A 10,942-nucleotide genomic window follows, 5' to 3' on the forward strand; every position below is an offset into this window, starting at 1 on the left:
GATTCCCGAGGACGCGCCTCGCTCCGGTCGCGGCGCCCGCGTGGACGCCCCCGCGCAAAGAGCGGGACTTCCCCGGGCCGGGGCCTCTACACACCGGGCCGGTGGGCGGCGCGCCGCCGGTTCCCGGGCGGGCATCTTGCGGACGGCACGGCGAAACCACGGGACGGCCGGACGACCGGACGATCCGCGTGATCACCGCCAGCGGGCGCGGCATGCCGGGGATCGGCGGCCTCAGTGGCCTCAATGGCCTCAGCGGTCTCAGTGGCTTCGGTGGTCTCAGCGGCTCAGAACGGCTGCCCGGACGGCCGGCACGCGGCGGAGGCGGTGTCGCGTTCGAGCCGGGCGAGGAAGTGACCGAAGCCGTCCGGTGCCCGGGGGTCGCGGCGCGCCGAGGTCACCACGCTCACGCCGGTGGTGCGCAGGACCCGTCTGCCGGCCGACTCCAGGGCCCGGACCAGGGCGTCGTCCTCCCCGGTCGGCAGCGCGCTGAACCCGCCGACCGCCAGGTAGGCCGCGGCGGTGAGACCCAGGTTGGCGCCGTGCACGTGCGGGTGCCATCGCGCGTCGCCGGTCCTCTCCTGGCAGGCCGCGTTCCCACCGTTCTCGCCGTTCGCCTTCACACCGATCGCCTCGGTGTCGCTCGTCTCCGTTCCGGCGGTGTACCCCTCGGCGTAGGCGGTCCGGCACCACGACGGGTAGCCGGACCAGTCGGTGACCGTCACCGTGCCGACGATGGCCTCCCACCCCTGGGCGGCGTGCCTGAGCTGGCGGCCGAGCCAGCAGGGCGGCACCAGGGTGTCGGCGTCGGTGGTGGCGACCCAGACGGTGGCGGGATCCAGGCCCCGGGTCCGCCGCAGGAGCACCTGCGTGCCCGCCAGCCGCGCCTGCCCGACGTTGGTCATGGTGCCCTCGACGACGGTCGCCCCGGCCCGCGCGGCGATGGACGCCGTACGGTCACCGCAGGTGTCGGCGACGACGATCAGATGGACCGCCACGCCGGGGATCATGCGCCCGGCCAGGTCCAGCGAGGCCAGGCAGGCGGGCAGCAGCTCCTCCTCGTCGCGGGCGGGCACCACGACCCCGACGGCCTGGATCACACGATTCCCTCGGACTCGGCCACCGAGGGAGCCCGGGAACCGCGCAGATAGACCTCGGCGAGGAAGTCCGGCTCACGGTGGTCGACGAGGCGGGTCAGCTCCTCGCGCCCGGCCAGGGCCCGGTGCACCTCCTCGCCGCCGCGCGGATACTCCGCGACGGGGTGCCTCCAGTGCACCGCGAGCAGGGTTCCCCCGGGGGTCAGCGAGGTGGTCGCCAGGTCCAGCATCCGCTCCAGGTCGGCCCCGCCGAAGTAGTAGAGCACCTCCGACAGCACGATGAGGTCGAACCCTCCCTCCCGCTCGGGCCACTCGCCGGGCAGGACGAGCCGCCGCACGCGCGTCCCCGGGTGGCCGGCGGCGCGTTCCGCGGCCGCCGCGACCGCGACGGAGGACAGGTCGCAGGCGAGCAGCCGGTCGCAGCGCGGGGCGAGCAGGGCGGTGAACACCCCGATGGAGCAGCCCGCCTCGAAGGCGTCGCGGTAGCGGCGCGCGGGCAGCAGCGCGGCACTGATGGCGTACTTGCGCTCCTCGTACCAGCGGGAGGTGAACCCCCACGGGTCGGAGGAGGCCGCGTACATGTCCTCGAAGTACTCCGGTCCGAGTGTCGCCGGATGAGTCGTCATCGGATACCTCCAGCGTGGATGCCCCGGGCCCCGGTTCCGGGGGCCTTGGGGGGAGATGTCAACGGAAGAGCACCTCGTGGTCGCGGGTGAAGTGGGCGACGACTCCGGGAGGGAGCACCGCCTCCAGGCCGGCGCCGCGAAGCTCCAGCTGGCTGGCGAAACAGCCGATCGCCGCCCGCTTGCGGGCCAGGACCGCCGGGGGCAGCGGGATCCGCAGCGCCCGCTCCCAGGGCAGCCGCGCGTCGCCGGGCCTGGCCCAGTGCCAGGCCCAGATCGGATAGAAGTAGGGGCGCAGCCCCGCCGAGACCGCGGCCCTGCCCGCCGCCTCGTGATCGGAGTGCACGTCCGCCTCCCACGGGGCCAGGCACACCTCGAACCCGGAGGCCGCCCGCCCCAGCGTCCGGGCGAGCTCGTCCTCGCGCTCGGCCAGCCCGGTGTCGGGCATGCCCAGCCGCACGATCTCGACGCCGCCGGCCCCCAAGGCCGCCAGCGCGGACGCGGTCTCCCCCACCCTCCGTGCCACCAGCGCCGGCACGTCGGCGATTCCCGGATGGGAGGCCTCGCCGTCGGTGACGGCGACCAGGCGCAGCCGTACGCCCGAGGCCGCCAGCAGCGCCAGCAGGCCGCCGAGCCCCAGCACCTCGTCGTCGGGGTGGGCGGCGATCACCACCGCGCTGCGCCAGCCGCCGTACGCGAGCTCCGGGAGGGCGCCCAGTCCCGGCCAGGCACGCCACTCGGCCTCCGAGGTTCCCGGGGCGTCGATCGGGTTGGGGGCGGGATCGGCCCAGCCGCCCCGGTCCTCCCGGCCGACGCTGCCCGTCCTGTCCGCTCGTTCTTCCCAGCCGACGCCGCCCGTGCCGCCCGTGCCGCCTGTGCTGCCCGTGCTGCCTGTGCTGCCTGTGCTGCCTGTCGTGTCCGACCGCTCGGCGCTGCCCGCCCTGCCGGCCCGTTCGGTGCTCACCAGCCGGCTCCCTGCTCGGCGACGATGGCCCCCAGCGCGGCGAGGTCGCGTTCGGCGTGATGCTGGCGCAGGTAGACCGTGAGGTCGGCGACCCGGCGCCCGTGCGCGGCGTCGTGGCCGAGCGGCCCGGCGCCCAGCGCCCTGCCCACCCTGCCCATGACGTCGGTGGCCACGGCCTCCACCAGCGCCTTGAGGCGCAGGGACCGTGCCCTCCCGGCGTTCTTGAGGTCGTAAGGGTCGGCGTCGATCTCGTCGGCCGCCTCCTCCAGGGCGGCCCTCGCGGTCCGCAGCGCCACGTCGATCGCGCCCAGGTGGGCGAGGGCGTGCGGGCCGACGTCCCGCTCGGCCGCGGCGGCCAGCAACGCCTCGGCCACGCCCCTGGCCCCTCCGTACCAGCACGCGGCGACGCCCGCGCCGCCGTGGTGGAAACCGGGCCTCTTCACATACCCGTCCACCGGTCCCACCGGTTCGCCGGGAACCTCGTCGAAGCGGACGTCCAGGGTGTCACTGGCCGCCATCCCCGTCGCCGGCCAGCTGCCGGCCACCGGCCGCAGGCCGCGGACCGGCACGGCGAACAGCCGGGGGCCGTCCGGCGCGTCCGCGGTCACCAGGGCGTGGGTGCACACCCGCGCCCCCGAGCAGTACTGCTTGGTCCCGCTCAGCAGCCACCCGCCCCCCTCGGGACGCGCCGAGAGGGACGGGCCGGGCGGCCGGGCCGCCCACACGCCCCACCGGTCGCCGGCCGCCGGTGCGGGACCGGCGAGCTCGGCGAGGATCGCGACGGCGTCGGTGTGCCCCTCGCACAGCCGCGCCAGCGACAGATCCCGCCGGGCCAGCGAGCTCAACGCCTCCCATCGCCGCCTGGTCCGCCCCGCGCCGGGCAGCGGGAGGTCCAGCCGCCCGGACTCCACCTCGGTGGCGAACTCTCTTTCGACCTCACCGCGCCAGGCGGTGGCACCCCGGTCATCCTGCCGTTCCCCATCCATGGACGGGGCCTACCCGGCGGGGGGTACTCATATCATTCCTGGTAAAAGGGTTAGTTCTCCTTCGGCAAGATCTTCACTGGATTTCCGGAAAAAGAAATCCACAAGCCTTTCGATGTTTTCGTTTACCTTCTTCGGCAAGTATTCGCGGCGATGAGGGGAGAACCGATGTTACGAGGACTTACCACCGTCAGATTCCACGCCGCCGACCTGGACGCGGCCAAGAAGTGGTACACCGAGGTGCTGGGGGTCGAGCCGTACTTCGACAAGCCCGGATACGTCGAGTTCCGCTTCGGCGACTACCAGCACGAGCTGGGCCTGCTCGACAGCCGCTACGCGCGCGAGCTCGCCGACGACGTGGAGACCGGCCCGGCCGGTGTCGTCACGTACTGGCACGTCGACGACGTCCAGGAATCCCTCGACCGGCTGCTGTCGCTGGGGGCCAAGGAGCACGAGCCGCCCCGGGAGTTCGGCCAGGGATTCGTCGGCGCCTCGGTGGTCGACCCCTTCGGGAACATCCTCGGCATCATGTACAACCGGCACTATCTGGATGTCCTCCACTCGGTCGAGAAGACCTGACCTCCAGCCGATCCCCCTCAGACGGAGGCTTCGCCGTCCTCGCCGGGGGCCGCCTCCTCGACGACCGCCCGTCTCGGCGGGACGGGGCGGGGCGGGACAGGCGGGGCGACCCACGCGGGTCGCCTGTCGCCTCACCCGCCGATCCCGCCCGCCTCACCCGCCCCGCTCGCCCAGGCCGCCCCGGCCGCACCGGTCCCGCTCGGCCCCGGCCGTACCGCCCGGTGGCCCCGGCGCACCGGGCGGCGGGTCACGCCGGACGCCGCGTCACCGCGATCCGGTCGTTCAGCGCGAGAGCAGGTCCCGAAGGGCCTCGGCGACATCGGCGGGGGCCTCTTCCGCCATGAAGTGGCCGAAGGTGACGGGGATGTGCCGCAGGTCGGACGCCCAGGCGCTCCACAGCGCCGCCGCGTCGAAACCGAGGGCGGCGCCCCAGTCCTGCTGGAGCACGGTGACCGGCATCCGCAGCCGGTTGCCCGCGTCCCGGTCGGCCCGGTCGTGGGCGACGTCGACCCCGGCGGAGGCACGGTAGTCGGCCACGATCGAGGGCACCGCCGCCCGGGAGGCGTCCAGGTAGGCGGCGCGGACATCGGCGGGAATCGCCCGCGGGTCCTTGGTCCAGACGTCCAGGAAATACCCGAAGAAGGCGTCGGAACTGGCGGCGATCATCTGCTCGGGCAGGCCGGGAGGCTGGGCCATCAGGTACAGGTGGAAGCCGACGGCCGCGGTGACGCCGTGCATCACCTCCCACATGTCCAGGGTGGGCAGCACGTCGAGGCTGGCCAGGTGGGTGATCGTGCCGGGGTGGTCCAGGCCGGCGCGGATGGCGACCAGGGCGCCCCGGTCGTGCCCGGCCAGCGCGAAGCGCTCGTGCCCCAGCGCGCGGGCCAGGGCGACGATGTCGGCGGCCATGGTGCGCTTGGAGTAGGTGGTGTCGTCGGTCTCGGCCGGCTTGTCGCTGGCGCCGTAGCCGCGCAGGTCGGGGCAGATCACGGTGTGGTCGGCCGCCAGGTCGGCGGCGACGTGCCGCCACATCAGGTGGGTCTGGGGGAAACCGTGCAGCAGCACGATCGGGCTGCCCGTCCCCGCGACGGCCGCGTTCAAAGACACGCCGTCGGCGACGGGGACGCGCCGGTAGTCGAATCCGGTGATGACAGGCGCCATGGTCGCGCTCTCTTCCGTGGGCGGTGGGTGGTCGGACGCCTTCAGCCTGCCGGGCGCGAATGAGCATCCGGTCAGCGCGCTACCGTGGCCAGGGGGGACGCCCCCGGGAAGGGACGGTCAAGGGTGCGGGTCGTGTTCGGGGTGCTGGGGCCGGTGACGGCCTGGGACGCTGCCGGGGACGCGATCGCCCTCAAGGGGCCGAGGCACCGCGAGGTGCTGGCCCGGCTGATCATCGCCCGCCGCCGTGTCGTCCCGATCACCGGCCTGGTCGAGGACCTGTGGGACGATCCGCCTCCCGGCGCGGTGGGCGCGGTGCGCACCTTCGTGGCCGCGCTGCGCCGCGCGCTGGAACCCGAGCGCCCGCCCCGGACCCCGGCCCGGCTGCTGGTCACCGAGGGGCCGGGGTACGCCCTGCGCGCGGAGCCGGGCGCGGTGGACGCCTGGCGCTTCGAACAGGCGGTGTCGGCCGCCGCGACGCTGCCGCCCCAGGACGGGCTCGCGGGGCTGGCCGAGGCGCTGGGGTGGTGGCGCGGGCCCGCCTACGCCGAGTTCGCAGACCAGGACTGGGCCCGTACCGAGTGCGCCCGCCTGGCCGAGCTGCGGCTGCAGGCCGTCGAGCGCCAGGCCGAGATCCGGCTCGCCCTCGGCCAGGCCGCCGAGGCGGTGCCGGACCTGGACGCGCACGTGACCGGGCACCCCTGGCGTGAGGACGCCTGGCGGCTGCTGGCGCTCGCGCTGTACCGCACCGGCCGCCAGGGCGACGCGCTCGCCGTGCTGCGCCGGGCGCGGACGACGCTGGTCCAGCAGCTGGGGGTGGATCCGGCCCCGCCCCTTCGCCGCCTGGAGACCGACATCCTCCGGCACGCCGGACACCTCGACCTCGCGTCCGGGCCCGGCGGGACGGCGGCCCGGGTGTGGGCGCAGACCGCCGCCGTCTACGACCGCACCGTGACCTCCGGCCCCCGGGCCCGGCTGGAGTCGACGGTGGGCCTGCTGCGCAGCCTCGCGGTGACCGGGGGCGCCGGACTGGAGGCGGCTCGCCGGCACCGTCTGGAGGCCGTCGACGCCGCCGAGGAGCTGGGCGACGTGGAGCTGACCGCCCGGGTGATCGGCGCCTACGACGTCCCGGCGATCTGGACCCGTTCCGACGACCCCGAACAGGCGGCGCGTGTCGTGGCCGCGGCCGAACGCACCCTGGCCGGCATCCCGCCGGGTGAGCACGAGGCGGCGCGGGCCGGCCTGCTGGCCACGATCGCCGTGGAGTCACGCGGCACCCGCTCGGCACGCGGGCCTCAGGCCGCCCGCGAGGCCGAGGAGATCGCCCGCCGCCTGGACGATCCCGCGCTGCTGGCGTTCGCCCTCAACGGCGTGTTCATGCAGAGCTTCCACCGCGCGGGCCTGGCCCCGCGCCGGGACGAGGTCGGCGCCGAGCTGGTCGCCCTGTCCACCCGGCACGGCCTGACGGCCTTCCAGATACTCGGGCACCTCATCCGCGTCCAGGCCCGTGGCGCGCTCGCCGACTTCGCCGGGGCCGACCGGCACGCGGCGGCCGCGGACCGGCTCGCCGAGCGCCACGAGCGGCCGCTGGTGGGCGTGTTCACACAGTGGTACCGGGCCCTGCGGCTCGCCGCGGCCGGGCGGGCGCCCGAGGCCGAGGTCGAGGCGGCCTACCGGGACGCCGCCGCGCGACTGGACGGCGCCGGCATGCCCGGACTGGAGCACGGCCTGCTGCCGCTCGCGCTGCTGTGCCTGCGCCTGCGGCACGCCTCGTCCGTCCCCTCCGCCCCCTTTGACGAGGGCGCCGGGGAGCACACCGACTGGGGTCCCTACGAGCCGTGGGCCCGTCCCCTGGTGCTGCTGTCCCGAGATCGTCCCGCCGAGGCCGCCGAGGCGCTGCGCGACGTCCCCGACCCGCCCCGCGACCTGATGTCCGAGGCCCTGTGGTGTCTCCTCGCGCGGGCCGCGATCGCCGTCGGCGACAGGGAGCCGATGGAACGCGCGTACGGCGAGCTCGCTCCCGCGGCGGCGGAGCTGGCCGGAGCGGGCAGCGGCCTGCTCACCCTGGGGCCGGTCTCCCGGCACCTCGACGACCTCGCCGAAGCCCTCGCCCGCCACACCACCACGGCCCGCTCCCACCCGGCGCGGTGAGCCCGGCCGACGCGGTGGGCCCGGTCGGCGACCCGTCACGCGAGCCCCTCACGCCGGCGGCCGCGTGCCGTGACGGGAGATCACAGTCATACGGCCGTGCGGATCAGCCCGGCGAGGGCGAGGGAGCGGCTGTGCGCGGGCCAGGCGATGTGGGTGACGACGGGGGGCGCGTCGGTCAGGGGGACGGCGGCGTGCTCGGCCCACAGCCAGGCGCGGGCGGAGTCGGGGAAGACGGCCGCGGTGCGCCCGAGGGCGATCAGGTGGGCCAGCTGCGTCTGGTCGTGGATCTCGGGGCCCGGCCCGGGCGGGTAGATGCCGTGGCGGGGCCAGCGGGCGAGCGGAAGACCGGGGACGTCGCCGACGTCGGCCATGGACAGGGTCGCGCGGGCGGCGAGGGGGTGCCTGGCGGGCAGGACGGCGATCTGCCCCTCGGTCATCAGCTCCTCGCTGTCGAACCCGGCGAGGGAGTTGAACGGCGCGTGCATGATCGCCGCGTCCGCGCGGCCGTCGCGCAGCATCTCCCCCTGCTCGCACATGCCGCTCGGCAGCACCTCGATCTCGGCGGCGTCGGGCTCGGCCGCGTAGGCGTCGAGAAGCTTCCGCAGGAGCTCGTGAGAGTCGGCGGCCTTCACCGCCAGCACCAGGCGGTCGCGGGAACCCCCCGGACCGTCGGCGCCACCGGCGCGGCGGGTGCGGCGGGCGGCGGCGGTGGTCGCGTCTAGGGCCGCGCGGCCCTCGTGCAGCAGCACCTCCCCGGCGCCGGTCAGGGAGACGCCACGGCGGTTACGCTCCAGCAGGCGGACGCCGAGGCGCCGCTCGAGCTGCTGGATCGCCCGTGACAGCGGCGGCTGGGCCATGCCGAGGCGCTCGGCGGCGCGGCCGAAGTGCAGCTCCTCGGCGACGGCCGTGAAGTACCTCAACTCGCGGATCTCCAAGGTTTCCACGGCCACAGCGTACCCAGTGATACCTACCAGGTATGACAGTGCACCGTATCGGTGTTGGATGCGCCGCCCGTCCGCGAGCGAACATCGACGACATGAGCGAAACGAGGATCGCGCTGGTGACCGGCGCGAACAAGGGAATCGGATACGAGATCGCGGCCGGGCTGGGCGCCCTCGGGTACCGCGTGGGCGTGGGGGCCCGCGACGAGGCCCGGCGCGAGACCGCCGTCGAGAAGCTGCGCGCCGCCGGGGCCGACGCGTTCGGGGTGCCGCTGGAGGTGACCGGCGACCGAAGCGTCACCGAGGCCGCGGACCTGGTCGAACGGCGGGCCGGGCGCCTGGACGTCCTGGTCAACAACGCCGGGATCTCGGGAGAGGTGGGGCCGGGGTGGGTGCAGGACCCGACCACGCTCGACCTCGACATGGTCCGCACGGTCGTGGAGACGAACGTCATCGGTGTCATCCGGGTGACCAACGCGATGCTGCCGCTGCTGCGGCGCTCGGCGTCGCCACGCATCGTCAACGTCTCCAGCGCCGTCGCCTCCCTGACCCGGCAGGCGGACCCGGACATCGAGATCGGCCCCGTCATGGCGGCCTACTCGCCGTCGAAGTCGTTCCTCAACGCCGTCACCGTGCAGTACGCCCGGCAGTTCGCCGGTACGAACATCCTGATCAACGCCGCCTGCCCGGGCCTGGTCGCGACCGACTTCACGGGCTTCCAGGGCCCCCGCACCCCCGAACAGGGCGCGGCCACGGCGATCCGGCTCGCCACGCTGCCCGACGGCGGCCCGACCGGTTCGTTCTTCGAGGACGACGGCGTCGTCCCCTGGTGACCCCGCCCCCCCGGCCGGCGGGCACCGGGCGAGGCCGCGCCCGGGATCAGTCGAGAACCTTGATCTTCTTCATGGTCGGCTGGGAGATCACCCGGGCCCCCGGGGATACCGATGATCTTCCCGGTCTGGAACGCCTCGTAGGCGGCGTAGTCGGCGACGAGCACGCGCAGGTGGTAGTCGGGGGTGGCGAACAGGCGACGGAACTCGACGACCTCGTCGTAGGCGGCGATCGTCGTCTCCAGCTGCTCCAGGGTCTCCAGATCGCTCACGGAGACCTCGATGGAGACGATGACCTCCAGCCCGCCGCCGAGGATCCCGTGGTCGAGGGTCGCCCGGTAACCGGTGATGACACCCGCCTCCTCCAGGCGCTTCACCCGGCGCAGGCACGGGGGCGGGGTGAGCCCCACGCGCCTGGCGAGCTCGACATTCGGGTCCAGCCGAGATACGGGCAAAACCGGCCATGAGTCGATCTTGAGAACGTAGGGCGTGCCCGCTGCGGGTCCGGGTTGATGGGGTATCCGATGCCGAATCAGGCTCGCTGCGGGGTTGGCGCGTAATCTCGGAAGTTGTCCGCCCGTAGACCGCGAGGGAGTCGGCCCTGGTTTCTGCGTTTCCGTCTCACGGACTGTATTCGGTTGGCTACAGTATCTCCCGTTCTGTGGTGATCGGGGCTGCTGGGAAGGCAATGCCTGATGGCCTCGATCGACAAGACCGCTTACCCGCGGTTCAAGCGGACGATCTCCGAGCGCGAACTGCGCGAGGCGTACTCGCCGAGCCTGGCGGAGATGGACTGGGCGCGGGAGATGACCGACAGCGATGAGAACCGGCTGTCGCTGATGGTGTGGCTGAAGTCCTGTCAGCGGGTGGGCCGGTTTCCGCGGCTGGCCGAAATCCCGGCCCAGGTGATCGAGCACGTACGGAACGAGCTGGGCCTGTCGGAGCGGATCGGCATAACGGACATGGCCGAGCGGACCGGACGCAACCACAAGGTGCTGGTGCGGGCCCGGCTGGGGCTGGACGGCGATCAGGCCGCCGCGCGCAAGCTGGCCGAGCAGGCGATCCGGCAGGCAGCCAAGACCAAAGACCACCCGGCCGATCTGATCAACGTGGCGCTGGAGGAGCTGGCCAAGAACAGCTGCGAATTCCCGGCGTTCTCCACCCTGGATGACCTGGCCGCTCAGGTGCGCACGGAGGTCGACGGCGCCATCTTCACCCTGGCCTACGGCCGGATGAGCTTCGACGACCACGCGCGCATGCTGGCGATGCTGGAGGTGGATCGGGCCACCGGCCGCAGCGGTCATGACCGGGCCAAGAAGAGCGCACCGCGGGCCACGGTGACCAAGCTGCGCCAGCAGCTAGACCATCTGTCCTGGCTGGACGGCATGGCCGGGGCCAGCGACGCCTGGCTCAAAGGGGTGCCCGCTTCCAAGATCGCCCATTTCGCGGCCGAGGCGCGGGCGCTGGACGCCGCTGAGATGCGCGACTACGGCGAGGTCAAGCGGATCGTGCTGGAAGCGTGCCTGCTACCGAATGCGGGCCAGTGCTCCGGCCTTCAGGCCGGGGGTGAAGGCCCGCGCGGGAGGGCCGCTAGGCCCGAGCGTGCCCTAACTCGGCCG

10 protein-coding genes and 1 pseudogene are annotated in these 10,942 nt (G+C 74.0%); 4 read left to right on the forward strand and 7 right to left on the reverse strand.

The features are described from left to right. Positions 1-284 precede the first annotated feature (284 nt). From ACFFRH_RS42210 to ACFFRH_RS42225, 4 genes are read right to left on the reverse strand one after another with little or no spacing between them, the layout of a single operon-like run. Positions 285-1,097, reverse strand: coding sequence for a glycosyltransferase family 2 protein (locus tag ACFFRH_RS42210; protein WP_344750027.1), 813 nt, complete (start codon positions 1,095-1,097; stop codon positions 285-287). Continuing rightward, positions 1,094-1,720 carry a methyltransferase gene (locus tag ACFFRH_RS42215; RefSeq protein WP_344750026.1) on the reverse strand — a complete coding sequence of 209 codons (627 nt, stop codon included), beginning with the start codon at positions 1,718-1,720 and terminating at the stop codon, positions 1,094-1,096. Before ACFFRH_RS42215 ends, ACFFRH_RS42210 begins: the two co-directional genes overlap by 4 nt. A gap of 58 nt (positions 1,721-1,778) precedes the next feature. Beyond that, a complete protein-coding gene (locus tag ACFFRH_RS42220; protein ID WP_386163685.1) occupies positions 1,779-2,681 on the reverse strand; it encodes a PIG-L deacetylase family protein in 903 nt (300 codons plus the stop codon). After that, complete coding sequence (locus tag ACFFRH_RS42225; RefSeq protein WP_386163687.1) at positions 2,678-3,667, reverse strand: acyl-CoA dehydrogenase family protein; 990 nt, start codon at positions 3,665-3,667, stop codon at positions 2,678-2,680. The genes ACFFRH_RS42220 and ACFFRH_RS42225 overlap by 4 nt, the downstream gene beginning before the upstream one ends. 165 nt (positions 3,668-3,832) lie before the next feature. Here ACFFRH_RS42225 and ACFFRH_RS42230 point away from each other — a divergent pair, with 165 nt between their 5' ends. After that, positions 3,833-4,243 carry a VOC family protein gene (locus ACFFRH_RS42230; RefSeq protein ID WP_386163689.1) on the forward strand — a complete coding sequence of 137 codons (411 nt, stop codon included), beginning with the start codon at positions 3,833-3,835 and terminating at the stop codon, positions 4,241-4,243. A gap of 282 nt (positions 4,244-4,525) precedes the next feature. On the opposite strand, the gene ACFFRH_RS42235 is transcribed toward ACFFRH_RS42230, so the two are convergent. Then, positions 4,526-5,404 carry an alpha/beta fold hydrolase gene (locus ACFFRH_RS42235; RefSeq protein WP_386163691.1) on the reverse strand — a complete coding sequence of 293 codons (879 nt, stop codon included), beginning with the start codon at positions 5,402-5,404 and terminating at the stop codon, positions 4,526-4,528. Positions 5,405-5,527: 123 nt separating this feature from the next. Between ACFFRH_RS42235 and ACFFRH_RS42240 the strand changes: the two genes are divergently transcribed. Continuing rightward, positions 5,528-7,552: an AfsR/SARP family transcriptional regulator gene (locus ACFFRH_RS42240; protein ID WP_386163693.1), complete on the forward strand. Its 2,025-nt coding sequence runs from the start codon at positions 5,528-5,530 to the stop codon at positions 7,550-7,552. 86 nt (positions 7,553-7,638) lie between these two features. On the opposite strand, the gene ACFFRH_RS42245 is transcribed toward ACFFRH_RS42240, so the two are convergent. Beyond that, positions 7,639-8,496 (reverse strand): LysR family transcriptional regulator, encoded by an 858-nt coding sequence (locus tag ACFFRH_RS42245; RefSeq protein WP_386163695.1) that lies wholly within the window; start codon positions 8,494-8,496, stop codon positions 7,639-7,641. A gap of 92 nt (positions 8,497-8,588) precedes the next feature. On the opposite strand from ACFFRH_RS42245, the gene ACFFRH_RS42250 reads away from it, so the two are divergent. After that, a complete protein-coding gene (locus ACFFRH_RS42250; protein ID WP_386163697.1) occupies positions 8,589-9,326 on the forward strand; it encodes an SDR family oxidoreductase in 738 nt (245 codons plus the stop codon). A gap of 158 nt (positions 9,327-9,484) precedes the next feature. Here ACFFRH_RS42250 and ACFFRH_RS42255 read toward each other — a convergent pair. Next, a pseudogene (locus tag ACFFRH_RS42255) lies at positions 9,485-9,733 on the reverse strand (Lrp/AsnC family transcriptional regulator); the annotation flags it as partial. A gap of 285 nt (positions 9,734-10,018) precedes the next feature. Between ACFFRH_RS42255 and ACFFRH_RS42260 the strand changes: the two are divergent. Beyond that, positions 10,019-10,942, forward strand: a 924-nt coding sequence (locus tag ACFFRH_RS42260; protein ID WP_386163699.1) for a DUF4158 domain-containing protein, incomplete at its 3' end; no start/stop codon positions are given.

Origin of the sequence: Streptosporangium vulgare, from assembly GCF_042428775.1 — a bacterium.
Classification (GTDB): Bacteria; Actinomycetota; Actinomycetes; order Streptosporangiales; family Streptosporangiaceae; genus Streptosporangium; species Streptosporangium vulgare.